Raw genomic sequence first — 24,602 nt, forward strand, 5'->3', positions numbered from 1 at the left:
CTCAGCCCAGCCGGATGGTGTTCATCGACACCCCGGCGGCGGGCAGCCGTGCCAGCAGCGCGTCGCCCATCGCCGCCGCCGGCGTGAGCACCCCCGTGAGGTCGCTGAGCCGATCCCGGTCGAGCGCCAGCGCGAGGCCACTCTCGCCGAGCAGCACGCCGGTCGCGTCGTAGGCGTCCCGCTGCTGGGAGAAGGTGCCCAGATAGCGGGCGCCCGACGTCGTCGTCGTGTACGTCTCGACCGTGAAGTGGCCGCGCTCCCGCATCGCCTCGCTGGGCCCCGTGCCGGGCTTGGCGAGGGGCTGCAGCCATCGCTGGGGCACCCGCCGGAAATGCCTGGTGCCCAAGGCCCAGCCGGCCCTGAGCGCACCCGTGACGGCCGCGGACGCGACCGGCGCCGCGGCGGAGCGGCCGAGGCTCATGGTTTCCGAGTAGCGGAACCGCCTGCCGTAGGCCCAGTGCTGTAAGGCGTTGCTGCGTCGCACTATTCGCGTGTTGTGCGGCGCCCACACCAGGGCGCCCAGCCAGAAGCCGGCGAGCTCGGGGGCGATCCGGGCGCCCGGGCGCCACCGGAAGTCCGGTTGCCGACCGAGGTCCGGTTCGGCGCTGCGGTCGGTGGTCAGGGTGTACGGGTCGTTCATCAGCCGGCGGGCTTCGACGTCACCGGACGCGGTGCGCATGGATTCGAATTCCGAGGCGACGGTGCCCCCGGAACCGCCACCCTGGAAGAAGGAGCGGAACACGAAGGTGGTGTCGCACAGCTCCCCCGCGCCGTCGCGGGCCGCCCGGCGATACAGCTGATAAACGTTCAGATCCGAAGGCAGGGAGGCGAATCCGCACGAGACGACGATCCTGGCGCCGGTGTCGACGGCCTGCCGGTGGTAGCGGTCGATGCTGTCGCGCACGAACATCACCTCACCGGTCAGGTCGGCGTAGTCCGTGCCGGCCTTCGCGCAGGCCGCTACGACCGGCAACCCGTAGCGGGTGTAGGGACCGACCGTGGTGACCACCACCCGGGTGCGGGCCGCCATCGCGTCCAGCGTCGACGGGTCCGACACGTCGGCCACGATCAACGGCCAATCCCGCGCGGCCGTGCCGAGCGCGCTCCGGGTGGCCGCCAGCCGGTCCGGCGAGCGACCGGCCAGCGCGATGCGCGCCGCGCCCGCCGCGCCGGACAGGTAGCGGGCCGTCAACTCGCCGGAAAAGCCGGTGACACCGTAGAGGACGATCTCGAACTCACGCTCCGCCGAACCCATCGCTCGATCTCCTCACGCGCTCCGAGGCGCCAGAGCCGTCGTCAACGGAACTTGTTGCGCCCCAAGGCTTCAGGGCTTGCCGGCGAGCTTCTCGCGCAGTCGGCGGTTGACCGGTTCGGGTAGTAGCTCGGAAACGTCGCCGCCGAACATCGCGACCTCTTTGGCCAGGGACGACGAGACGAACGAATAGCGAGGTGTCGTCGCGACGAAGAAGGTGTCGACACCGGCGATGTGCTTGTTCATCTGCGCCATCTGCAGCTCGTATTCGAAGTCGGTGCCGGTGCGCAGGCCCTTCACGATCGCGGTCATCCCCCGCGCCCTGACGAAGTCGACCACCAGGCCCTGCCCGGCCTCGACCCGCAGGTTGGGCAGGTGCGTGGTCGACTCGTTGATCATCGCGATCCGCTCCTCGAGGTCGAACATGCCCTTCTTGGCGGGGTTGGTCAGGATCGCCACCACCACCTCGTCGAACTGGGCCGACGCCCGTTCGAACACGTCGATGTGGCCCAACGTCACCGGATCAAACGACCCCGGGCATACCGCGCCGCTCATAGCGCGCGCCGACGACGATGCAGAACGCAGTGATGAAGAGGAGCGGCGCCCATGACGACAGACGGTACACGCCCGCCTCACACCCGCTCGGCCATCTCCAGCCGGGTGTCGCCGTACCCCCGCGGGGCCCACACCGACCAGCCGGCCGGCCAGGCCAGCGGCGCTCCGGCCGCCGGGCGCTCCACCACCGCCACGGTGCCGACGCTCGCCCAGCCGTGGGCAACCAACGCGGCCAACACGGCCTCCACCTCGGCGGCGTCGACGTCGTAGGGCGGGTCGGCCAGAACGAGGTTGACCGGGCTCGCGGTGCCGGCCGCCAACACGGTCGCGACCGCGCCGCGGCGCACCGTCGCACCGGTCAGGCCCAGCGTCTCGATGTTGCGGGCGATGACCGCCGCGCTGCGGTGATCGGACTCCACGAACAGCGCCGAGGCCGCCCCGCGGGACAGCGCCTCCAAACCCAGTGCGCCCGAACCGGCATAGAGGTCCAGCACCGCGGCGCCCGCCAAATCCCCTCGGGCGGCCAGGATGTTGAACAGCGACTCGCGGACGCGGTCGGTGGTCGGCCGGGTTCCCCGCGGCGGGACGGCGATGCGCCGGCCGCCGGCCACGCCGCCGATGATCCGGGTCACCTGCCGGCACCTACAGCAGCGTCGACCAATAGTCCCAGAACCGCGCCAGGATCAGCAGGAACACCGCGGTGAACCACAGCGCGACGATCGACCACCGCCATTGGTAGAGCACCCACACCACGCCGCGCCCCCGGCGCTGCAGCGCCGGGCGGCACACGATCGAGGCGACCACCACCAACAGCGTGATGGTGACGGCCCAGACGACCATGCAGTAGGGGCACAACGCGCCGATGGTGTACAGGCTCTCGTAGATCAGCCAGTGCACGAACGCCGTGCCGAGCAGCACCCCGACCGTCAACCCGATCCAATACCATTGCGGCAACTGAACTTTCGTCACCGCCAGCAGGCCCGTGACGACCACCACGGTGAAGCCCACCAGACCGAGCAGCGGGTTGGGGAACCCCAGCACGGACGCCTGCGGGGTGACCATCACCGAGCCGCACGACAGGATCGGGTTGAAGTTGCACGACGGCACGTACGCCGGGTTGAGCAGCAGGTCGATCTTCTCCACCGTCAGCGTCGCGGAGGCGCCCAGGCCGATCACTCCGGCGATCAGCACCCACCACGCGCTGAGCGCCGGCAGGGCCTCGGGGCGCGATTCCGGTGTCGGGTCGGCGGTTTCGGCGGGCGCCGGCGTGGTCACGCGGCCGGGGGGGCGGCGGCGCCGTCGATGCCGGGCACGTCACCGACGATGCTCTTGATCTTGGCGACCAGCGCATCCGGTGTGGACGGGTCGTAATCGTCCCCGTTGATCTTGATGGTCGGCGTGGCGTTGATCTTGGCGGCCGCCGCCTCGCCGGTGACCTTGGCAATGTACTTGCCGCTGTTGATGCAGTCGGGCACCTTGCCGGCGGCGCCGGCCTCCCGGGCGATCTCGATCAACCGGGCGTTGTCCGGGAAGCTGCTGCCGCGCTCGCTGGGCTGCAGGTCCGTGGTGTACAGCGCCGTGTGGAACCGGCGGAACGCGTCCATGGACTCGTCGGCCACGCACAGGGCCGCGGCGCCGGCCCGCGACGAATAGTTCTGGTTCCTGGCGTTGTCGAGGATCGACACCATGCTGTAGTCGGCCGCGATCGCGCCGACGTCGATGAGCCTGGAGACCGTCGGGCCGAAGGTGCGCTCGAAGTTGCCGCAGGCCGGGCACAGGAAGTCCTCGTAGAACGTGACGACGGCCTTGGGGTTGTTGGTGCCGGGCTGGGTGACCAGCTTGCTCGACGTCACCCGCACGGTGTCGCCGGCACCGATGGCCGCGGTCTTCTTGTGGTGCGTCACGACGATGTAGGAGACCAGGGCGACCAGGAAGATGACGACGATGGCGGTCCCGCCGATCTGCACGAGTCGGCCCGATTTACCGTCGGCCGACTTCATGTCAAAGCGCGGGGGGCGTTTGGGTTTGTCGGCCACAGTTTGCGCGATCCTTCGGTATTCGGGTGGACGTCAGGCGCCTCTAGATTACCGGCGCCGCCGGCGCGACAGGTCAGACCCGGCTCAGGTGGGCGCGCAGGGCCGAAATCAACTCGGTGGTGGCGGCGGCGCAGCCCCCGCCGAGCTGGAACAGATTGACGAAGCCGTGCGTCAACGACCCCATGCACCGCAGGTCGACCGCGGTCCCGGCCGCCTCCAGCGCCGCCGCGTAGCTCTCCCCCTCGTCGCGCAGCGGGTCGAACCCGGCGACCGCGATCAACGCCGGCGCGAGCCCGGCCAACGACTCGGCCAGCAGCGGCGACACCCGCGGATCCGCCCGGTCGATGCCCGAACCGCGCAGGTATTGCGACTCGAACCAATCGATGTCGCGTTTGGTCAGCAGGAAGCCGCGGGCGAACAGGCTCAGCGAGCGGGTGTGCGTGCTGAAGTCGGTTCGCGGGTAGATGAGCCACTGCAGCACGGGGGCGGGCCCGCCCTCGTCGCGCGCCAGCTGGCTGACGACGGCGGCCAGGTTGCCGCCCGCGCTGTCCCCGCCGACCGCGACCCGGCCGGGTGCGGCGCCGAGTTCCTCCGCATGGTCGTGCGCCCACCTGAAGGCGGCGTAGGCGTCCTCGACCGCGGCGGGCGCCGGGTGCTCGGGGGCCAGCCGGTAGTCGATCGACAGCACGTGGATGCCGGCGTCGCGGCACGTCAACCGGCACAGCGCGTCGTAGCCGTCCAGGTCGCCGATCGTCCATCCGCCGCCGTGGTAGAAGACCAGCAGGGGCGCGGACACGCCGTTGGCGGGACGGTAGTGCCGCGCCGGGATCTCGCCGGCCGGCCCGGGCAGCGCCAGTTCCTCGACGTCGACGTGAATCTGTGGGCCGGGAAGCTCGAGCAACAGCTGGCGCAGCTGAGCGCGGGACGTGGCCGCGTCGTCGTCGGCGACCAGGCCGTCGATGCCGACGGCGCGCAGACCGGCCAGCATCAGCTGAAGGGTGGGGTCCAGGGTGTTGCCGTCGATGGTCACCGCGCGCCCACCGAAGAGCGCACGCTTGGCGGGCGTGGGGATCCAGGGAATGACCTTGACGCCGATCGTCGAGACCGCGCCCTGCATGCGGCTGGCCAGGCGCATCGGCACGTGTTTCGGCCCGAGGTGAAGGTCCGGCGCGGGCACGCTCTTGGTCATGGCCACTCCCTCGAATACAACGTGGTAAAGCTCGACGACGGACGGATGTGCGGTCCGCGCCCTCGCCTCGGCGTCTTCCGGCCTCCCGCGGCCACCGCACAACTACGGTCAGCGCCTGGCCGCACACCGATTACCGGCCGGTTCATAACCCGTGCGACCAACTCTACGTGGTGACGAATTTGCGAAATACAGGCCACGTCCCGATATCACCGCGCCCCGCCCCGGTGTTGGTGAGGTGGTATTTTCCAAGCTCGGTAATATCGTGATCCCCAAGCCGGTAACCGCCTCATGGATTGCGAGCAGCTTCGACGTGTTCGATTTCGAACTCAGCGCCGCGAACTCAGCGCCGATTCAATGGCGTCGATCTCCTCGCTCGATGGCGGCACCCGGTCGGGTCCACGCACCTTCAACCTCACAGGCAGGTGAATGACATTGGCTGGCGATTCGGGCGCTGCCGTGCCCTCGATAGCTCTTAATGACGAAAACACGATGCCGGTGCTTGGACTTGGCGTCGCGGAGTTGTCGGAGGACGAGACCGAACGCGCGGTGTCCGCGGCGCTTCAGGTTGGCTGCCGGCTGATCGACACCGCCTCGGCTTACGGCAACGAAGCCGCCGTCGGCCGCGCGATCGCGGCCTCCGGGATTCCGCGCGCCGAGCTGTTCGTCACGACCAAGCTGGCGCCGGCCGACCACGGGTTCCTGCGCTCCGAGGAGGCCTGCAAGGAGAGCCTGGAACGGCTCGGCCTCGACTACATCGACCTCTACCTGATCCACTGGCCGGTGCCGTCCCGGGGCGAATACGTGAATTCCTTCGGCGGGCTGATCCAGTGCCGCGGCAACGGGCTCGCGCGGTCGATCGGCGTCTCCAACTTCACCGAGCTGCACCTCACCGACGTCATCGACCTGACGTTCGTCACGCCGGCGGTCAATCAAGTCGAGCTGCACCCGCTGCTCAACCAGGCCGACGTGCGCAAGACCGACGCCGAGCACAACGTCGTCACCCAGGCCTACACCCCGCTGGCGCTCGGCAAGCTGCACGACAACCCGACCGTGACCTCGGTCGCCGGCGAATACGGCAAGACGCCGGCCCAGGTGCTGCTGCGGTGGAACCTGCAGCTGGGCAACGCGGTCGTCTTCCGCTCGGCCAACCCGGAGCACATCGCCGGGAACCTCGACGTGTTCGACTTCGAGCTGGCCGCCGAGCACATGGACGCGATCAACGCGCTCAACGACGGCACCCGGTTGCGGCCGGATCCCAACACCTTCGAGGGCTAGCCCGCCGGGCAGGTGGCCGCCGCCTGACGCAATACCCCCGTCGACGGCTGGTCCACCGGTAACGCATAGCCGCGCAGCACGGCGATGAACTGCATGGCGTACTGGCAGGCGAACGCGGCGTTGGGCGGCATCCATTGCGCGGGCGCCGCGTCCCCCTTGTCCTGGTTGGCCTGTCCGTCGACGGCCAGCAGGTTGGCGGGGTCGTTGGCGAAGCGCAGCCGCTCGGCGTCGGACCACCCGTAGGCGCCCATGTCCCAGGCGTAGGCGAGCGGGACGATGTGGTCGATCTGGACCGCCTCCCCGACCTTGGGGCCGCGCTGAAACGCGATGGTCTTGTTGGTGTAGGGATCGTGCAGGGTTCCGGTGGCCACCGCGTCCGGGCACCGTTTGGTGAAGACGTACGTCTTGTCGACGAGGTCGCGGTTGAGGATGTCGTCGCGGGTGTCGCAGCCGTTGTGACCCAGCGGGGCGTCGTTGTCGTCGTCCCACGCGTCGCCGAACGCCGGCCTGCGGTAGTCGTACCGGTGCGCCCGCAGCGGCAGTACCGGGATGCCCGCCAGCACGTCGGAGCCGGGTTGCACCGTGGGGACGTCGGCGCGCGCCGCGTATTCGGCGGCGTGCCTGGCCGCCGTGGATCCCACCGTCTGGTAGGCCACCAGCAGCGCGAGCGCCGCGGCCGCGGACAGCCACAGCAGCACCCTGCGGTTCACAAGCGCCGCTCCTCCTCATCGCTGCGCTCTGCATCGTCGCCGGCGGTCACGACTTGTCCAGGTATTCGATCCGGTCACCGGTGACGAAAGGCGCTGCCAGCAAAGACAACTCGGGGTTGCCCGGGTTGTCGGCGTAGCTGCGGACGCAGGACTCGCGCGCGGCCTCGATGACGTCGCGATGGTCGGCCAGCGAAAGCAGGCGCAGGTTGATCGCGCGGCCGGACTGGTTGCGGCCCAACACGTCCCCCTCCCGGCGTTCCTTGAGGTCCAGGTCGGCCAGCGCGAACCCGTCCAGGGTCGCGGCCACCGCGGACAGCCGCCGGCCCGCGGGCGACTCCGGCGAAACCCAGCTGGCGAGCAGGCAGAGGCTGGGATGGCTGCCGCGGCCGATGCGGCCCCGCAGCTGATGCAGCTGGCTGATGCCGAAGCGGTCGGCATCCATCACCAGCATCACGGTGGCGTTGGGCACATCCACACCGACCTCGATGACGGTGGTGCACACCAGCACGTCGATGTCACCAGCGCGGAACGCCGCCATCGCCGCGTCCTTTTCGTCGGCGGACAACCGGCCGTGCATCAGGCCCAGGCGCACATTCGCCAACTCACCCGAACGCAGCCGGGCGTAGAGACCCTCGGCGGTTTCCGACGGCCTGGTGTTCTGTTCCTGATTGTCCGCATCGTCGGTTTCGTCGATCCGCGGCGCGACCACATAGGCCTGGCGGCCGGCGGTGACCTCCTCGCTGATGCGCCGCCAGGCCCGCTCCAGCCACGCCGGCTTGTCCTTGACGAAGATGACGTTGCTGGTGATCGGCTGCCGACCGCGCGGAAGTTCGCGCAGCGTCGACGTTTCCAGGTCGCCGTAGACGGTGAGCGCGACCGTGCGCGGTATGGGTGTAGCCGTCATCACCAGCAGGTGCGGGGTGACACCGGGACGGGCCTTGGCCCGCAACTGGTCTCGCTGTTCGACCCCGAAGCGGTGTTGCTCGTCGACCACCACCATGCCCAGGTTGTGGAATTCCACCGCGTCCTGCAGCAGCGCGTGGGTGCCGACGACGATCCCGACCTGACCGCTGGCCACCTCGTCGCGGACGTGCTTCTTCTGCGCCGCCGTCATCGAACCCGTGAGCAGCGCGACGCGGGTCGCGTTGTCGGCGCCACCGAGCTGACCCGCCATCGCCAACGGGCCCAGCACGTCGTTGATCGACCGGAGATGTTGGGCGGCAAGGACTTCCGTGGGCGCCAGCAACGCACACTGGTAGCCGGCGTCCACAAGTTGCAGCATCGCGAGCACCGCGATGATGGTCTTGCCCGAACCGACCTCGCCCTGCAGCAGGCGGTTCATCGGCCGGGTGGCCGCCAGCTCCGTCGCGAACACGTCGAGCACCTCGCGCTGGCCGCCGGTCAGCTCGAACGGTAAGCGCCCCAACAGTTCCGCGGCCAAGCCGTCGGGCCGCGCCGGCGCCGCGGGCCCGGACTCCGACAGTTCGCTGTGCCGCCGGGCCACCAGCGCCCACTGCAACCCGACGGCCTCGTCGAAGGTCAGCCGCTCCCGCGCCCGCCTGCGCGCCGCCTGCTCTTCGGCCAGGTGGATGTCGCGCAGCGCGCGATCCTCGGAGACCAGGCCGTGATGGTCGCGCAGCTCCGCGGGCAGCGGGTCGTCCACCGGATCCAGGACGTCGAGCACCTGGCGCACGCACCGGAAGATGTCCCAGCTCTGCAGCTTGGTGGTCGCCGGATAGATCGGGAAGAAGGCCCGCTCGAACGCCGCCATCTGCACCTCCCCGGTGGTGGCCTGCGAGGCGATGGCGATGTTCTTCAGCGAGCTCGTGCCGCGGTTCTTGCCGTCCGGGGAGTCGAGGATGAGGAACGCCGGATGGGTCAGCTGCATGACGTTGTTGAAGAAGCCGACCTCTCCGGAGAGCATCACCTTGGTGCCCTTGGTCAGGTCCTTCTTCAGGTAGTTCGCGTTGAAGAACGTCGCGGTCACCTTGTTGCGGCCGGCGCCGAGGGTGATGCGGTGGCACACCCGGTTCGGGGTCTTCTTCATGGGGAACGTCTTGGTTTCGGCGATCGTGTCGACGATCGTGATGTGCTCGCCGGCCGGGGGCTTCTGATCGTCGGAGTCCCAGCGGGTCGCGCCCTCGGTGTAGCTGCGCGGATAGTGGCGCAGCAGGTCGTCGACGGTGCGGATGCCCAGCTCCTCGTCGAGCTGATCGGCGGCCTTGGCGCCCACCACGAAGTCCAGCCGGTCGCGCAGCGTGGCCACGGCTACTCGACCCCGATCAACAGCGCGTCCCCGCGATGCCCGGTGCGGTAGGTGACCAGCTCGGTCCCCGGGTGATGGTCGTGCATGTGCTCTTCCAGGACGTCGGCCACGGCCGTGACGTCGTCGTCCGTTTCGATGCCGGCGCCCACCAGCACGGTCACCAGGTCACCGCCCGAGGCCAGCAACAGGTCGAGCAGGCCGATGGCCGCCGCGACGGCGTCGGCGGCCACGATCAGCACCTCGTCCCCCGCGATGCCCAGGCCGTCGCCGGGCTGGCAGCGCCCCGCCCAGGTCAGCGCGCTCTCGGTCGCGATGCGCACCGAGCCGTGCCGGGCCGCACCCGCGGCGCGGGCCATGGTGTAGCCGTCGTCCACCGCCTGCCGGCCGGTTTCGTGCACGGCGAGCGCGGCCAGCCCCTGCACCATCGATCCCGTCGGGATCGGCACCACGTCGATGCCCCAGCCGATGGCAGCGGTGCACCCGGCCACCAGCTCCTCGGCGGGCACGTAGCCGTTGGGCAGCACCATCACCTGCGCGGCGCCGGTGTCGACGACCGCCCGCATCAACTGGTGCGCGCTGATGGTGGTGACCGGGTCGCCGCCGCCCGCGTCCCGCTGCAGCACACAGGCGCCCTCGCCGCCGAACAGTTCGGCGGCGCCGTCGCCGAGGTCGACGGCCAGCACCGCGCGTTCCCGCGTCCAGCCGCCGGCCGGCAGCCCGGTGGCGCCGGAGCTCAACGCCGAAATCACGATGCGGCTCAGCCGCCCGGCGGCCAGCCCCGCCTCGACCGCGGCGCCGGCGTCGTCGGTGTGCACATGCACCGAGTAGGTGCGGTGGGCCGGCGACGGCGCGGCGGCGATGCCCACCGAATCGCCGAGCTCCCCGAGCCGGTCCCGCAGGGCGTCCGCCGCGGCCGGTTCGCATCCGTCGAGGCGGTACATCACCTCGAACTGCGGCGCGGGGCGTTCGGCGGTGCCCTGCGGTTGCGGTGCGCGCGGCGACAACTCGTAGACGGTCCGGGCGGGCGCCTGCCCGGTGACGGTGGCGCGCAGGGCGTCCAGCAGGACCAGCAGGCCGCGGCCACCCGCGTCCACGGCACCCGCGTCGGCAAGCACGTCGAGCTGCTCGGGCGTCTTTTCCAGGGCGACCACCGCCGCATCCCCGGCGGCCATGAGCGCCGGGGTGAGCCCGTCCCCGGCTTGGGCGCACTCCCCGACGGCGTCGGCGGCGGCCCGCAGCACCGACACGATGGTCCCGGGGATTTCCTGGCCGCCCATCGAGGCGATGACCAGCTCGACACCGCGGCGCAGCGACGCGCCGAGCGTGGGGGCGTCGATGTGGGGCAGTTCACCGCCGGAGTCGGCCGCCGCGGCCGCGGTCACGTCGGCGACGCCGCGCAGGATCTGCGACAAAATCACGCCGGAGTTGCCGCGGGCACCGTTCAGGGCGCCGGCCGACATCGCCGCGGCGGCCCGCGCGACGCACGCCGACCCGCCCTCCGAATTCAGCCCGGCGTTGGCCTCGGCCAGCGCCGATCGCATGGTGAACAGCATGTTGGCGCCGGTATCGGAGTCGGCCACCGGGAAGACATTGAGCCGGTTGATCTCGTCGATGTGGGTGATGAGGTCGCTGACGGCGGTGTGCGCCCAATCCCGCAAGGTGGTCGCGTCCAGCAGGCGTTCCGACGGTCCCAGTGTTACCCACCTCCTCCACAACCAGCGTGGGCGCCAGCGTAGCCCGGTGGCACCGGCCGCGGCCGCCCGTGACCACCACCCGCCGGCGGGGTGATCCGGCCCATTGAGCCTAGCCAGACGGGGCGACAGCGGTCCCGATCGTTTTGGCGGTTGCCACGCCGATCACCTATCCTGGTTGGGCCCGGTCAACCGGGCTGTCCCGGCCACGTGTCAGACCGCCGAGCCGGACCCCCGAGATTTGAGGAGCTTGAACCATGGCCGCTGTGTGCGACATCTGCGGGAAAGGCCCCGGCTTCGGCAAGTCGGTGTCGCACTCCCACCGCCGCACCAGCCGCCGGTGGGACCCCAACGTCCAGACGGTGCACGTTGTCACCCGCCCGGGCGGCAACAAGCAGCGCCTCAACGCCTGCACGTCCTGCATCAAGGCCGGCAAGGTCGTCCGGGGCTGAACCGGAGCTACATCACGACGTGCCCGGCGTCGACGGGTATCGACACGCCCGTCACGTAACGCGCGCGCGGGCCCACCAGCCATAGCACCGCTTCCGTCACGTCTTGCGCCTCGACCAGCGGCACGTCGGGCAGCAGCATCTGGGCGACGGCCGGGTTCGGGTTCTCCAGCATCCGGTTGACGACGAAGTCGTTGAGGATCATCGGCGTCGTGACACCGGCCGGGTGAACGGAATTGACCCGAATCTTGTGCGGCGCATAGGCATTCGCTGCCGACCGCATCAACCCCACCACCCCATGCTTGGACGCGGCATAGGCGAACATCGCCGCACTCCCGTCTCCGCCCTTGCCGGTCAGCCCCTGCGACGAGCTGATGAGCACCACCGACCCGCCCCTGCCCTTGTGGATGATCGACGGCACCGTCGCCAGCATCGTGTGCCACACGCCCTTGAGGTTGGTGTCCACGATCGTGGTGAACACCGGCTCGGACTCGATGTCGGTGAGCCCGATCGCCACCACCCCGGCGTTGGCGACGACGATATCGACCTCACCGAGAACGTCGATTGCGCTTTGCACCCCGGCCTGCAATTGCGGCAGGTCCCGCACGTCGGCGACGACCGGCACCACCTTGCGGCCCGCCGCTTCGACCAGCCGCGCGGTTTCGTCGAGATCCGATTTGCTACCCAGGGGGTAGGGAATCGCGTCGATGTCGGCGCAGATGTCCACCGCGATGATGTCGGCGCCCTGTTCGGCGAAGGCCACCGCGTGGCTGCGACCCTGGCCGCGCGCCGCGCCGGTGATCACGGCGACCTTGTTGTCGAGTTCACCCATGACTACACCTCCAGTGTCGTGCCGGTCTCTTGTTCGGCGAAGGCCACCAGGCGCGCGGCCGCGTCGTAGTCGCAGGCGACCGGCGAGCGGCCGGCGAGCACCGGGCCGCCGCGCAGGCCGAACCTGCCGCTGACGCCGACGTAGCTGCCCGGCGGTATCGGTTCGCTGATGCAGTACAGCGTGGGCGCCGCGCCCTGGTCGATGTCGTTGGCCAGCCGGTCGGCCACCGCCTTGACCGCTTTGTGGCTTACCGCCATCAGCGGCGAGTCGCCGACCTGCGACAGATTCGAGGCCACCCAGCCCGGATGGGTGAGCTGGCTGACGATGGGCGATCGCGCGGCGCGCAGCCGGCGGTCGAGCTCCAGGCCCCACAGCATCACCGCCAGCTTCGACTGCCCGTAGGCGCCGAGCCTGGTCCACTTGTGCCGGCGCAGGTGGAGGTCGTCCAGGCGCAGCGTCGCCGATCGGTGCGCGTCGGAGCCCACGTTGATGATCTGCGACCGGATCCGGGGCAGCAGCAGGTTGGTCAGCGCGAACGGCCCGAGCAGGTTAGTGCCCAGCGTCTTCTCGAAGCCGTCGACCGTTTCGGTGCGGCGCTCGGTCAGCGCGCCGGCGTTGTTGATCAGGATGTCGACGTCGTCGCCGACCGACTGCGCGAACGCGCGCACCGACGACAGATCGGCGAGGTCGACCCTGGCGACCGCGGTGGATCCGCCGATGTCGGCGGCGCGCTGCTCACCCAGCTCGGTGTTGCGAACCGCCATGATCACGTGCGCGCCGGCATTGGCCAGGGCGCGGGCGGTCCCGAGCCCGACGCCGTTGGTCGCTCCCGTCACGACGACTCGTTTGCCGGTCAGGTTGCCGAGCCGGGACGGCGTCCAAGATAGGGTCACGGCGATCAAGAGTAATGGTCGGTTCTATGTAAATTGGACCGGTTCTGCCACCATTGTTCGCGGAAGCGGCGGAGACGGGCCCGACAGGTGGTTTCACATGAGTGACAGCGCAACGGAAATCACCAACCTGATCTACACCTACGCCGAGCTTCTCGATGGCGGCGACCTGGACGGGGTGGCCAGGCTCTTCGAGCACGGCCGGATCTGCGGCGTGGAGGACGGACCGCCGGAGACGGTGTTCGCCGGCGCCACCCGGGTGCGCGAGATGTATGAGATGGCCACCCGCATCTACTCCGACGGCACGCCGAAGACCAAGCACAACACGACCAACGTGCAGCTGTATATCGACGAGGCCGCGGGGACCGCCCGCAGCACGTCCTACTACTGCGTCACCCAGGCCACCCCCGACCTGCCGCTGCAGGTGATCGTGACCGGGCACTACAAGGACACGTTCCAGCGGGTGGACGGCACCTGGCGGTTCGACAGCCGCACGATGTTCGTCGACCAGGTCGGCGACGTCAGTCAGCATCTGAAGTTCTGAACCGGTCGGCTAATTACGTTGTAGGACAACATTTTTGGAAAGCGCATCGAAAGAAGAGCGAATGCCCGATGACCCCGTTGCCACGGCCTCCCAGCACGAACAGGAACTGGCCGCCCTCGAGCTGATCGAACACCCCACCGTCAGGGCCGCCTACCAGGCGGTGGCGCAGGCGTGGCTGGGCCGCGCGAAGGCGTCCGAGGCGATGCGGGAGCGGTTCGACGACGCGTTCGCCGAGGTGATGTTCTCGGCCGCGGTGTGGTCGTCCAACCAGGACAAGCTGCGGCCGAAGGTCAGCTGCATCACCCGGCTGGCGCACCCGGTCGACGGCCGCCGCATCCCCGGATCTCGTTGGGGCATCGACAATCCCGACAGCGTCTACCGGGTGATCCCGATCTCCGGCGACGAACGCTACGAAATTCACGGCCGGGTGGGCGAGCACCGCATGACCGAGAACTACTTCACGCTCTGGGACGCCAACATGGGCACCGTCGACGTGCTCAACGGCCGCACCATGCACGTCGACTCCGACGGCAGCTACACGATCACGGTGGACGCCGACCCCGCCGGTGGGCGGCCCAACCATGTGCGGACCACCTCCGCGGCGCACGAGTTCTACATCCGGGACGTGTTGTTGGACTGGGGGCGCGACGACCCCAATCACATTGAGGTGCAACGACTTGGCGGCCCCCCGCTAACGCCCGCGCGCACGCGCGACGAGCAGGCCGAGGCCACCGCGGCGATGATGGAGTACTTCGCCAACTTCACCGGCAAGCTCAGCCACGGCGTCTACAAGATGCCGCCCAACCACTTCGACCTGGCGTGGTCGGCCGACAAGGCCGGCGCGATGCGCAACCAGGTGTACGTCATGGGCCGCTTCGATCTCGCCCCCGACGAGGCGTTCGTGGTGGACCTCAACGACGGTGGCGCCGAATACTTCACGGTTCCGCTGAGCAACATCTGGGGCACCACGCTCAACATCCTCGACCGCACCGGCAGCCTCAACAAGGCGCAGTCGGTTCCCAACGAGGACGGCAGCACGTACACCTACGTGATCGCGCCGACCGACCCCGGCGTGGCCAACTGGATCGACTCCGACGGCCTGAGGGAAGGGATCCTGACCCTGCGGATGGCCGAATTCGGCGAGTCGGGCCCCCGCGAGGACCTCGGCGCGCGCGGGCGGGTCGTCAAGCTGGACCGGCTCGACACCGAGCTGCCCGAGCTGCCACGGGTGAGCCCGCAGGAGCGGGCCGCTCAACTCGCCGACCGGCGGACGGCGTATCTGCGGCGCCTGCCCGAAGGGGCGGCCTGAGATGGCGCGTTGGCTTATCACCGGATGCTCCACCGGCTTCGGCCGTGAAATTGCCCGCGCGGCACTGGAAGCGGGACACAGCACGGTGGTGACCGCCCGGCGCGCCGACGCGGTGCGGGACTTCGCCGACGAGTTCGGGGACCGCGCCCTGGCCGTCGCGCTCGACGTCACCGACCCGAAGCAGATCGCGGCCGCGGTGTCGGCCGCCGACGACGCGTTCGGCGGCATCGATGTGCAGGTCAACAACGCCGGTCACGGATACCTGTCCGCCGTGGAGGAAGGCGAGGACGCCGAGGTCCGAAAGCTGTTCGACGTCAACTACTTCGGTGCGGTCAACATGATCAAGGCGGTGCTGCCGGCCATGCGTGCGCGCGGCGGGGGGCACATCATCAACATGTCGTCGATGACCGGCCTGGTGGCCAACCCGCCCAACGCCTACTACTCGTCGACCAAGTTCGCGCTCGAGGCGATCACCGAGGCCCTCGCCACCGAGGTGCGGCCGCTGGGCATCAAGGTGACCGCGATCGAGCCGGGGGCCTTCCGCACCGACTGGGCGACCCGATCGATGAAGGAGTCGACCACGCCGATAGCCGATTACGTCGACGTGGCGGCGCGCAAGGACCTGATCAAGCAGTTCGCCGATCACCTGCCCGGCGACCCGCGCAAGGTCGCCGAAGCGGTGCTGATGGTGACCACCCTCGACGAGCCGCCGCTGCGGCTGCTGTTGGGTCGCGACGTGCTCAAAGCCATGCGCGACAAGATCGCCGCGCTCTCGTCATCGATCGAAGAGTGGAAGTCCGTCACCAAGGACGTGAACTTCGCGGATTAGCGACGACTGTGGGTGGCATCAGGAGTCCTCACTCGTCGAGGAACACGGCATGCTCGTCCACCGCGTCGCGCCCAATGCGCAACTTGTTGGCGGGGAAATCGGGGTCGGAGTAGCCGATGGACAGGCCGCACAGGATGTTCAGCTCCGGCGGGATGTTGAGCTGCTCGCGCACCACGTCGGGATAACCGGCGATCGCCACCTGCACGCAGGTGCCCAATCCGCGCGCGGTCAGCGCCAGCAGCAACGTCTGCAGGAACATGCCCACGCCCATGCTGTCGGCGTAGCCAAGGTCGCGGTGCATGCACACGATGGCACCCAGCGGGGCGCGGAAGAACTCCCAGTTGCGCAGCACGGCGATGCGTCGGGCCTCGCTGTCGTGGCGGGCGATGCCCATCGAGCCGTACACGTGTGCGCCGGTGTCACTGCGGAAATGGGCGAACTCGGCCGGCAGCTGCGGCACCCGGGGCGGTTCGGCGCGGGCCTTCTCCAGCATCGCGGTCACCAACCGGTCGCGGGCGGCGCCGGAGACGAAAACCAGGTGCCAGGGCTGCACGTTGGAGTTCGACGGCGCACGCATGGCCAGCTCCAGCGATTCCCGCACCAGGTGGCGCGGCACCGGGTCGGGCAGGAACAGCCGCGTCGAATGCCGCTGCTGAATGGTGTCTTCCAAGTCGTACATAGCTTCATGGTGTCAGGCGCCCGCGGCGATCGTGAGCGCGGCGAAGCCGGGCGAAACGGGTCGCCGCCACCAAGCCACGCCGATCGTGAGCGCGGCGAAGCCGGGCGAAACGGGTCGCCGCCAACAGCCCGCGCCGATCGTGAGCGCGGCGAAGCCGGGCGAAACGGGTCGTAACGTCAAACGGGTTCGTCGTCGTCGGTGTCACGGAGGAATCTTTCGGGGTGGTGGAAGTTGTTGGTTCTGGGTTGCCCACGGTCCAGGTGCGCGGGCGGGAGCCATTCCGTTTCGCCACGGGCGTTGGTGCGGGTGGTCCAGCCCGTTTCGGCGAGTCGGTTGTCGGGCCCGCAGGCCAGGGTCAGGTCGTCGATGTCGGTGCGGCGGGTGGCTTGCCAGCCCGTGACGTGGTGGACCTGGCTGTGGTAGGCCGGCGCATCACACCCCGGCCTGGTACACCCACGGTCTCTGGCGTACAACATGATTCGCTGCGCCGGGGAGGCCAACCGCTTGGTGTGGTGCAGTGCCAACGACCTGCCTTCGTCGAAGATCGCCAAGTAGTGGTGAGCGTGGCCGGCCCAGCGGATCACATCCGCCATCGGCACCAAGGTGCCGCCCGCGGTCAGCGCCTTACCGGCGGCCGCCTCAAGATCCTGCAACGTGGTGGTGACCACGATCGACACCGGCAAGCCGTTGTGCTGACCCAGATCACCGGAGGCCAGCAGGCCGCGCAGCGCCCCCAGGAAGGCATCGTGGTTGCGCTGCGCCGGGCTGCGAACATCGCGACGCACCGCATCCTGGTCGGGGGCCGCGTCGACGAGCGGGATCTCGTCCTCGGGGTTGCACGCGCCCGGGGCGGCCAGCTTGGCCAACACGGCCTCGATCGCCGCGCGCAGCTCCGGGGTGACCAGGCCGCTGAGGCGCGACATGCCGTCGCACTCCTGCGCGCCCAGGTTGATCCCGCGCTTGCGGGCCCGCTCGGCGTCGCTGAATTCCCCATCGGGGTGCAGCCAATCCATCAACCGCTTTGCGTAGGTGGCCAATTCGTCGGGGCGATAGCCGGCGGCCTTGACGGCCAGGTCGGCTTCGGCGGCCTGCCGAGTCAACGCGTCGACCTCGACCGGCAGATGGGCCAGGAAGCCGCGGATCACCTTGACGTGCCCCTCGCCGATCAGCCCTGCGCGTTGACCGGCCGCGGTCGCGCTCAACTTCGGCGGCAACGGCTCACCGGTCAACGCCCGGCGCTCGCCCAGGTCGGCGGCTTCCTCGATGCGCCGGCCCGCCTCGGCCTTAGTGATCCGCAACCGGTCGGCCAGCCCCACCCGCAGCGAGCCACCCAACTCTTCGGCACTGGCCTGCGCGGAAAGTTGATTGATCAACGCATGCTGAGGCGCCCGAAGCCGGCGGGCCACGCTTTCCACCCGCTCCAAGGCGCGCAGCCGCTCCGGGGTGGTGAGGACGTCAAAGGACAACTCACACAAGCGGTCAGCGTCGTCGTCGAGCGCGTCGATGACCTCGACGATCTCCTCACGACTACTGACACCCATGCCTCAACTCTAGGAACACCCACCGACAAAAAAGCCCGCACTGTGACCAGTGAAACCAAAGTGGCACAAGGGATTACAAAGCAATTGCGCGGAACCGCCCTAATCGCGGACGACAATGACCGTCTTGCCGGGGCGATGGCCCGGGTGGTTGCGGCTTTCGAACGCCTCCCGCCCCCTTTCGAGGGGGAACGTCTGCGCGATTTCCACGCGCAACCGTCCGCTGTCGACCAGCGCGGCGAGCTCGGCAAGCTGATCGCGATTGGGTGTGACGATGAAAAACGTTGCCGTGACGCCGTATTCGTCGGCTCGGCCCGCGGGCGGCGGCGCCGACAGGGTGATCAACCGGCCGCCGCGCCGCAGCGCGGGAAACGACCGCTCCAGCATGTCACCCCCGACGGTGTCGATCACGACGTCGTAGGTCGCGTCGTCGAGCGCCTCGGTCCGCACGTCGATCACCCGGGTGGCCCCGTATCCACGGACCAGGTCGCCGGCGTCGCTGCGCACGGTCGCGGTGACACGCGCGCCCAGCATCGCAGCCAGCTGGACCGTCAGCGCGCCCACCCCGCCCGCGCCGCCGACCACCAGCACTGCCTCGCCGGGCTGCACGCCGGCGTGGTCGACCAGTGCCTGCAAGGCGGTCAGCCCGGGCATCGGCAGCGCGGCGGCGACGGCGTGCGACGCCGTCGACGGCTTGGGGGCCAGGTCCGCCGCCGGGACACAGACGAATTCGGCGGCGGCGCCGTCGCGGTCGAAGTCGATGAGCCCGTACACCTCGTCGCCGGGCGCGAAATCCGCCACGTCCGGCGCCACCTCGCCGACAACGCCCGATACCTCGTGGGACGGGATGACCGGTGTCTGGCTCACACGGGTCCAGGTCTCGTCCCACGTCAACTCGTCGAACGTGATGGCCGCGGCGTGGACGGCCACCAGGACTTCGCCCGGCGCCGGGGTCGGTACGGGCGCGCGCTCCACGACGAGTCGTTCCGGGCCGCCCCGGTGGTGGGCCCGCAATGCGGTCATCTCGGTCACGGCAGCCTCCAATCGATCGGGTCGGCGCCCATGCCCGTCAAGAGCTCGTTGGCGCGACTGAACGGACGCGACCCGAAGAATCCCCGGGACGCCGACAGCGGTGAGGGGTGGGGCGACTCGATCGCCACGCAATTGCCTTCGGCGAGAATCGGTTTCAGCGTCGAGGCGTCGCGGCCCCACAGGATGGCCACCAGCGGCTGCGAGCGCGCGGCCAGCGCTCGGATCGCGCACTCGGTCACCGCCTCCCAGCCCTTGCCCCGATGCGAGGCCGGATTGCTGGGCCGCACGGTGAGCACCCTGTTCAACAGCATCACGCCGCGCTCGGCCCACGGCGTCAGATCGCCACACGACGGCGGCGGGTGACCGAGGTCGGCAACGTATTCGTCGAAGATGTTGGACAGGCTGCGCGGCAGCGGGCGCACGTCGGGGGCCACCGAAAAGCTCAGTCCCACGGCGTGTCCCGGCGTCGGGTACGGGTCTTGCCCGACGATCAACACCCGGACATCGTCGAATGGAAAGGTGAACGCCCGCAAGACGTTCGGACCCGCCGGCAGGTACCTGCGCCCGGCGGCGATCTCGTCCCGCAGGAACTGGCCCATCGCGGCGACCTGATCGGCCACCGGCTGCAACGCCGCCGCCCAACCCTGCTCGACGAGTTCAGCCAACGGGCGCGCCGTCATCGCGGTCCCTTTTCACTCACCGCGCCACCCTAACGGTCATACGACTGCCAGCCGGCGTAGCCCGTCCACGCGCGCCCGTCGACAATCACCTCGGGCTTGCCCTCGAGCACCCGCCCGATGATCCGCCATCCGGCCGGCGCGGGCCCGGCGAAGCAGGCCACCAGGGCGTGGTCTTCGCCGCCGCCCAGCACCCACGGCCACGGGTCGGCGCCGACGGCGGCGGCCGCCGCGCTCAGTGCGTCGCGGTCCGCGGCCAGCGCCGCCGTCGACAGGTCCATCGCCACCCCGGACGCCTCGGCGACGTGGCGCAGGTCGGCGACCAGGCCGTCGGAGACGTCGATCATCGCCTGGGCTCCCCCGGCCGCCGCCGCCAGCCCCTGCCCGTAGGGCGGCTGGGGAACCAGGTGCCGGCGGCGCAGCGCGTCGAAACCCTCAATCCCCTTGCCGAACAACGAGAGCCCGGCCGCCGAGCGACCCAATTCACCGGCGACCGCGATCACCGAGCCCGCCTTGGCGCCGGACCGCAGCACCGGCGCGCGGCCGTCCAGGTCGCCCAGCACTGTCACGGAGATCACCCACTGCGGGCAGCTGACGAGATCGCCGCCGGCGATGCCCGCGCCGATGCGCTGGGCCTCGTCCCACATCCCGCCGACCAGCGCGTCCACCTCCGCCACCGGGGTGTCACCGGGCCCGCCGAACGCGACCACGAACGCCGTGGGGCGCGCGCCCATCGCCTCGATGTCCGCTGCGTTCTGGGCGATGGCCTTGCGGCCGACGTCGTGGGGCGTCGACCAGTCCAGCCGAAAGTGCCGGTCCTGCACCAGCATGTCGGTCGACACCGCGAGCCGCCCGTCCCTGGCCTGCACCACGGCCGCATCGTCGCCGGGCCCGACCGCGACCGCGGCCGGCTGTCGGCGGCCGCGCACCAGCCGATCGATGACCGTGAACTCACCGAGTTGCTGCAGGGTGGGATTCGATGCGTCGTCGGGCACGCCACCTCCTCCGCGCGTCCGGGCCCGTGCGGGCCGCTATCCGCTCTCCGACCTGCGGTAAGTTCAGTAACTGCCCGCGCGAGCGGCCCGCGCCAGTGTAGAGCCCCGCGCCGTCGTGCCAGAGATAGGAGGTGCGCGGGCGGTGACGACCGACGCCGATACCGGCCCCGCCGGCGATGAGGGACCGCCGACCGCGCTGATCATCGCCGCGGTCGCCGTGGCCGTCGTGGCGATCGGCGCGATCCTGGTGATCGCGGCCAACCGCCAGGCGCCGCCGCAACCGGTCGCCCTGGCGGCCGCCCCGGCGCCGCAGGCCGACAGCCCCGCGTGCCGGGCACTGGCCGGGGCCCTGCCGCAGCGGCTCGGCGACTATCAACGCGCGCCCATCGCGCAGCCGGCGCCCCAGGGCGCCACCGCGTGGCGCGCCGGGCCGGACAGTCAGCCCGTGGTGCTGCGCTGCGGGCTCGACCGCCCCGCCGAGTTCGTGGTCGGGTCCCCGATTCAGGTCGTCGACCGGGTGCAGTGGTTCGAGGTGCGTCCCGAGCAGCAATCCGCCGGTGACGCGGGCCGATCCACCTGGTATGCCGTAGACCGGCCGGTGTATGTGGCGCTCACGCTGCCGGCGGGGTCGGGCCCGACGCCCATCCAGCAACTCTCCGAATTGATCGACCACACCATCGCGGCGGTGCCGATCAACCCGGGGCCAGCCCACTAGCCCGATGGTGGCGACCCGCTTCGCCCGGCCACGCCGCGCTCGCGATCGCCACTAGCCGATGGTGGCGACCCGCTTCGCCCGGCCACGCCGCGCTCGCGATCGCCACTAGCGCAAACCCACGCCCCGCGCCAACGCCGTTTCCACCATGGTTGCCAGCAGGGTGGGATAGTCCACGCCGCTGGCCGCCCACATCCTCGGGTACATCGAGATCGTGGTGAACCCCGGCATCGTGTTGATCTCGTTGAGCACCGGCCCGTCGTCGGTGAGGAAGAAGTCGACGCGGGCCAGACCCTGACAGTCGATGGCCTTGAAAGCGCGGATCGCCAAATGCCGGATGGCGTCGGCGATGTCGTCGTCGACTTTGGCCGGCACGTCCAATTCGGCTGCGTCGTCGAGATATTTGGTGGCGAAGTCGTAGAACGAGTCCTCACGTCCCCGCACCCCGGCCACCCGGATCTCACCCAACGTGCTGGCTTCGATTGTGCCGTCGGGCATTTCGAGCACTCCGCACTCCAGCTCGCGGCCGGTGATCGCCGCCTCCACGATCACCTTCGGGTCATGGCGGCGCGCCAGGGCGACGGCGGCGGCCAGCTCGTCCCAGCTCGACACCCGGGTGACCCCGATCGAGGAGCCGCCCCGGGCGGGCTTGACGAACACCGGCAGGCCCAGCCGCTCGCACTCCTCGGGCCGCAGGGTCGAGCGCGACGGGCGCAGCACCGCGTACGGGCCCACCGGCAGCCCCTCGGCGACGAACAGCTTCTTGGTGAACTCCTTGTCCATGCCCGCAGCGCTGGCCAGCACGCCCGCGCCGACGTACGGCACCCCGGCCAGTTCCAGCAGACCCTGGATCGTGCCGTCCTCGCCGTAGGGACCGTGCAGCACCGGGAACACCACGTCGACGGACGTCAGCACCTCACCGGCCCCGGGCGACAGGGAGACCAATTGGCCGCCGCGGCCCGGGTCCGCCGGCAGGGCCAGCTCCGTGCCTGACTGAGCCGTGACCTCGGGCAGTTGCCGGTTGGTGATGGCCAGCGCGTCCGGGTCACCGTCGGTGAGCACCCACGACCCTTCCGGGGTGATGCCGACCGCGACCACCTCGAACCGCTGCGGGTCGAGGTTGCGCAGGATGCTGCCCGCGGACACGCACGAGATGGCGTGCTCGTTGCTGCGCCCGCCGAAGACGACGGCGACGCGCACGCGGTTCCCGCTGGCACTCACAACCTAAAGAGGCTACCGGTTGCGCGGCGCTCGGGCCGGGTGGCGGGTCGCTAGCTGGGGTTTCGGTCGACGATCACTCGGGCTTGGTCCTGCGGCCCAGCAGCAGGGCCATCGCCTCGTCCACCGACAGCCCCTTGTGGCAGACCCGGTGCACGGCGTCGGTGAGCGGCATCTCCACGTCGTAACTCGACGCGAGCGCCAGCACCGATTCACACGACGTCACGCCCTCGACGACGTGGCCACCGCCCGCTTGCATCGCCGACTCCATCGTCCCGCCGCGGCCCAGGCGTTCGCCGAAGGACCGGTTGCGCGACTGCGGCGACGTGCACGTCGCCACCAGGTCGCCCACCCCGGCCAGGCCGGCCAGCGTGGCGCCCTTGGCGCCGAGCGCGATCCCCAACCGGATGATCTCGGCCAGACCCCGGGTGATGATCGCGGCCGCGGTGTTTTCGCCGAGCCCGACGCCTGCCGCCATGCCGCACGCGAGCGCGATGACGTTCTTGCAGGCGCCGCCGATCTCGGTGCCGACGACATCACTATTGGTATAGGGGCGGAAGTAGCCGGTGTTCAGCATGCGCTGCAGCGCGACGGCGCGGCCGGAATCGCTGCACGCGACGACCGTGGCGGCGGGCTGGCATTCGGCGATCTCGCTGGCCAGGTTCGGTCCGGAGATCACCGCGACCTGCGCCGGGTCCACCCCCGTCACCGACACGATGACCTGACTCATCCGCATCAGGGTGCCCAGCTCGATGCCCTTGGCCAGGCTGACCAGGGTGGCGCCGTCGGGCAGCAGCGGCGCCCACCCCTCCAGGTTGGCGCGCATCGTCTGAGCGGGCACCGCCAGCAGCACGGTCGAGGCGCCGTCGAGCGCATCGGCCGCGTCGGTGGTGGCGCGGATGCCGGCCGGCAGCGCCGTGCCGGGCAGATAGTCGGGATTGGATCGGGTGGCGTTGATGCGGTCCGCCACATCAGAGCGACGGGCCCACAGCGTGACCTCCGCGTCCGGTTCCGCGGCCTCGACGAGCACCTTGGCCAGCGCCGTGCCCCACGCGCCGGCGCCCATGACCGCGACGGCGCCCTTTGAGCCGGTCATCGACCACCCCCGTCTTCTTCTCCAGCGTGTTGCAGCCGCTACACCCTAGATCAGCGGACGTCAGGCGAGCCAGCGCGTCCGTCGCTGGCAGGATGAGATGTCATGAGCGGCATACGAGCCGACGACGCCGGTAAAGACGTTGCCCTGATTGTCGCCGTCAAGCGGTTGGCCGCGGCCAAGACGAGGCTGGCCCCGGCTTTCTCGGCGCGCACCCGGGAGAGCGTGGTGCTCGCCATGTTGATCGACACCCTCACGGCCGCCACCCGCGTTGATGCGTTGGGTTCCATCACGGTCGTCACACCCGACGAGGCCGCGGCCGCGGCGGCCACCGAGCTGGGGGCCGAGGTGCTGGCCGACCCGACGCCCGAGGGGCACGGCGACCCGCTGAACAACGCCATCGCCACCGCGGAGCGGGCGGTGGGCGGGTTCTTCCCGAATATCGTTGTGCTGCAAGGCGATTTGCCCGCGCTGCAGACGCAGGAGCTGGCCGAGGCGATCACCGCGGCGCGGCAGCACCGGCGCAGCTTCGTCGCCGACCGGCTGGCGACCGGAACCGCCGCCCTCTTCGCCTTCGGCGCCCAGCTCGATCCGCAGTTCGGCGCCGATTCGGCGGCGCGGCATCGGCGTTCGGGTGCGATCGAACTGACCGGCGCGTGGCCGGGCCTGCGCTGCGACGTCGACACCCCCGACGACCTCGCCGCCGCGCGCCGGCTTGGGGTCGGGGCCAAGACCGCCCGGGCGCTCGTGCAGCAGTGAACCTGGCGGCACCTGTCGTCGGGGTGAACGTCGTCCCAACGGGGAATGGATGTCAGTCGAGCGCTAGCAGCA

General features: G+C 70.1%; 25 protein-coding genes and 1 pseudogene. 8 read left to right on the forward strand and 18 right to left on the reverse strand.

Translation table 11 applies throughout. From position 1 onward, the window contains the following. Position 1: 1 nt before the first annotated feature. The 6 genes from A5730_RS18055 to A5730_RS18080 all read right to left on the reverse strand — a co-directional run bounded on the left by A5730_RS18055 (position 2) and on the right by A5730_RS18080 (position 5,032). Complete coding sequence (locus A5730_RS18055) at positions 2-1,255, reverse strand: trans-acting enoyl reductase family protein (RefSeq protein ID WP_067903231.1); 1,254 nt, start codon at positions 1,253-1,255, stop codon at positions 2-4. A 69-nt stretch (positions 1,256-1,324) separates the two neighbouring features. Beyond that, a complete protein-coding gene (gene coaD, locus A5730_RS18060) occupies positions 1,325-1,807 on the reverse strand; it encodes a pantetheine-phosphate adenylyltransferase (protein WP_067903234.1) in 483 nt (160 codons plus the stop codon). Positions 1,808-1,884: 77 nt separating this feature from the next. After that, entirely contained in the window at positions 1,885-2,439 is a 555-nt protein-coding gene (gene rsmD, locus A5730_RS18065; protein ID WP_067903237.1) for a 16S rRNA (guanine(966)-N(2))-methyltransferase RsmD, read from the reverse strand. Between the two features lie 10 nt (positions 2,440-2,449). Further along, a complete protein-coding gene (locus A5730_RS18070) occupies positions 2,450-3,022 on the reverse strand; it encodes a vitamin K epoxide reductase family protein (protein WP_369829896.1) in 573 nt (190 codons plus the stop codon). Between the two features lie 56 nt (positions 3,023-3,078). Continuing rightward, positions 3,079-3,843, reverse strand: coding sequence for a DsbA family protein (locus tag A5730_RS18075; RefSeq protein WP_067903242.1), 765 nt, complete (start codon positions 3,841-3,843; stop codon positions 3,079-3,081). Between the two features lie 73 nt (positions 3,844-3,916). Beyond that, positions 3,917-5,032 carry an alpha/beta hydrolase gene (locus tag A5730_RS18080; RefSeq protein WP_067903448.1) on the reverse strand — a complete coding sequence of 372 codons (1,116 nt, stop codon included), beginning with the start codon at positions 5,030-5,032 and terminating at the stop codon, positions 3,917-3,919. Between the two features lie 218 nt (positions 5,033-5,250). Between A5730_RS18080 and A5730_RS25230 the strand changes: the two are divergent. Next, positions 5,251-5,458 (forward strand): annotated as a pseudogene (locus A5730_RS25230) (oxidoreductase); the annotation flags it as partial. A 6-nt stretch (positions 5,459-5,464) separates the two neighbouring features. Next, on the forward strand, positions 5,465-6,307 hold the full coding sequence (locus A5730_RS18085) for an aldo/keto reductase (protein ID WP_197506291.1): 843 nt from the start codon (positions 5,465-5,467) through the stop codon (positions 6,305-6,307). Here the strand turns inward: A5730_RS18085 and A5730_RS18090 are convergent. From A5730_RS18090 to A5730_RS18100, 3 genes are read right to left on the reverse strand one after another with little or no spacing between them, the layout of a single operon-like run. Then, on the reverse strand, positions 6,304-7,017 hold the full coding sequence (locus A5730_RS18090; protein ID WP_067903248.1) for an HNH endonuclease family protein: 714 nt from the start codon (positions 7,015-7,017) through the stop codon (positions 6,304-6,306). The two genes, A5730_RS18085 and A5730_RS18090, sit on opposite strands and share 4 nt — an antisense overlap. Before the next feature lie 46 nt (positions 7,018-7,063). Continuing rightward, a complete protein-coding gene (recG, locus tag A5730_RS18095) occupies positions 7,064-9,283 on the reverse strand; it encodes an ATP-dependent DNA helicase RecG (protein ID WP_067903251.1) in 2,220 nt (739 codons plus the stop codon). Positions 9,284-9,285: 2 nt separating this feature from the next. Beyond that, positions 9,286-10,977: a DAK2 domain-containing protein gene (locus A5730_RS18100; RefSeq protein ID WP_067903451.1), complete on the reverse strand. Its 1,692-nt coding sequence runs from the start codon at positions 10,975-10,977 to the stop codon at positions 9,286-9,288. A 254-nt stretch (positions 10,978-11,231) separates the two neighbouring features. Between A5730_RS18100 and rpmB the strand changes: the two genes are divergently transcribed. Next, on the forward strand, positions 11,232-11,426 hold the full coding sequence (gene rpmB / locus A5730_RS18105) for a 50S ribosomal protein L28 (RefSeq protein WP_067749870.1): 195 nt from the start codon (positions 11,232-11,234) through the stop codon (positions 11,424-11,426). Between the two features lie 7 nt (positions 11,427-11,433). Here rpmB and A5730_RS18110 read toward each other — a convergent pair whose 3' ends face one another. Together A5730_RS18110 and A5730_RS18115 are read right to left on the reverse strand one after the other, a co-directional pair. Then, the gene (locus tag A5730_RS18110) at positions 11,434-12,255 is read right to left on the reverse strand and encodes a mycofactocin-coupled SDR family oxidoreductase (protein ID WP_067903253.1); all 822 of its coding nucleotides are present in this window, start codon (positions 12,253-12,255) and stop codon (positions 11,434-11,436) included. A 2-nt stretch (positions 12,256-12,257) separates the two neighbouring features. Next, entirely contained in the window at positions 12,258-13,148 is an 891-nt protein-coding gene (locus tag A5730_RS18115; RefSeq protein ID WP_067903454.1) for an SDR family NAD(P)-dependent oxidoreductase, read from the reverse strand. A gap of 97 nt (positions 13,149-13,245) precedes the next feature. On the opposite strand from A5730_RS18115, the gene A5730_RS18120 reads away from it, so the two are divergent. The 3 genes from A5730_RS18120 to A5730_RS18130 all read left to right on the forward strand — a co-directional run bounded on the left by A5730_RS18120 (position 13,246) and on the right by A5730_RS18130 (position 15,827). Then, a complete protein-coding gene (locus A5730_RS18120; protein WP_067903255.1) occupies positions 13,246-13,689 on the forward strand; it encodes a nuclear transport factor 2 family protein in 444 nt (147 codons plus the stop codon). 61 nt (positions 13,690-13,750) lie between these two features. Next, entirely contained in the window at positions 13,751-14,998 is a 1,248-nt protein-coding gene (locus tag A5730_RS18125) for a hypothetical protein (protein WP_067903258.1), read from the forward strand. Between the two features lies 1 nt (position 14,999). Then, positions 15,000-15,827 carry an oxidoreductase gene (locus tag A5730_RS18130; protein ID WP_067903260.1) on the forward strand — a complete coding sequence of 276 codons (828 nt, stop codon included), beginning with the start codon at positions 15,000-15,002 and terminating at the stop codon, positions 15,825-15,827. A gap of 28 nt (positions 15,828-15,855) precedes the next feature. Here the strand turns inward: A5730_RS18130 and A5730_RS18135 are convergent, their stop codons facing one another. From A5730_RS18135 to A5730_RS18155, 5 genes are all read right to left on the reverse strand, one after another. Continuing rightward, positions 15,856-16,506: a nitroreductase gene (locus tag A5730_RS18135; protein WP_067903263.1), complete on the reverse strand. Its 651-nt coding sequence runs from the start codon at positions 16,504-16,506 to the stop codon at positions 15,856-15,858. Positions 16,507-16,682: 176 nt separating this feature from the next. Further along, positions 16,683-18,047 carry an HNH endonuclease signature motif containing protein gene (locus tag A5730_RS18140; protein ID WP_067903266.1) on the reverse strand — a complete coding sequence of 455 codons (1,365 nt, stop codon included), beginning with the start codon at positions 18,045-18,047 and terminating at the stop codon, positions 16,683-16,685. Between the two features lie 99 nt (positions 18,048-18,146). Beyond that, positions 18,147-19,067: an NADP-dependent oxidoreductase gene (locus tag A5730_RS18145; RefSeq protein ID WP_067903457.1), complete on the reverse strand. Its 921-nt coding sequence runs from the start codon at positions 19,065-19,067 to the stop codon at positions 18,147-18,149. Positions 19,068-19,072: 5 nt separating this feature from the next. Then, positions 19,073-19,756, reverse strand: coding sequence for a uracil-DNA glycosylase (locus A5730_RS18150; RefSeq protein WP_067903269.1), 684 nt, complete (start codon positions 19,754-19,756; stop codon positions 19,073-19,075). A 29-nt stretch (positions 19,757-19,785) separates the two neighbouring features. Next, the gene (locus A5730_RS18155; protein ID WP_067903272.1) at positions 19,786-20,748 is read right to left on the reverse strand and encodes a thiamine-phosphate kinase; all 963 of its coding nucleotides are present in this window, start codon (positions 20,746-20,748) and stop codon (positions 19,786-19,788) included. A gap of 142 nt (positions 20,749-20,890) precedes the next feature. Here A5730_RS18155 and A5730_RS18160 point away from each other — a divergent pair, with 142 nt between their 5' ends. Then, the gene (locus tag A5730_RS18160) at positions 20,891-21,463 is read left to right on the forward strand and encodes a DUF3515 domain-containing protein (protein ID WP_067903275.1); all 573 of its coding nucleotides are present in this window, start codon (positions 20,891-20,893) and stop codon (positions 21,461-21,463) included. 105 nt (positions 21,464-21,568) lie between these two features. Here A5730_RS18160 and A5730_RS18165 read toward each other — a convergent pair whose 3' ends face one another. Both A5730_RS18165 and A5730_RS18170 read right to left on the reverse strand, forming a co-directional pair. Then, positions 21,569-22,681 carry a D-alanine--D-alanine ligase family protein gene (locus A5730_RS18165; protein WP_055403306.1) on the reverse strand — a complete coding sequence of 371 codons (1,113 nt, stop codon included), beginning with the start codon at positions 22,679-22,681 and terminating at the stop codon, positions 21,569-21,571. 73 nt (positions 22,682-22,754) lie between these two features. After that, positions 22,755-23,774 (reverse strand): NAD(P)H-dependent glycerol-3-phosphate dehydrogenase, encoded by a 1,020-nt coding sequence (locus A5730_RS18170; protein ID WP_067903278.1) that lies wholly within the window; start codon positions 23,772-23,774, stop codon positions 22,755-22,757. A gap of 102 nt (positions 23,775-23,876) precedes the next feature. Between A5730_RS18170 and cofC the strand changes: the two genes are divergently transcribed. Beyond that, positions 23,877-24,530, forward strand: coding sequence for a 2-phospho-L-lactate guanylyltransferase (gene cofC / locus A5730_RS18175; protein ID WP_067903281.1), 654 nt, complete (start codon positions 23,877-23,879; stop codon positions 24,528-24,530). Positions 24,531-24,602 lie beyond the last annotated feature (72 nt).

This window comes from Mycobacterium sp. ACS4054 (genome assembly GCF_001667275.1).
Classification (GTDB): Bacteria; Actinomycetota; Actinomycetes; order Mycobacteriales; family Mycobacteriaceae; genus Mycobacterium.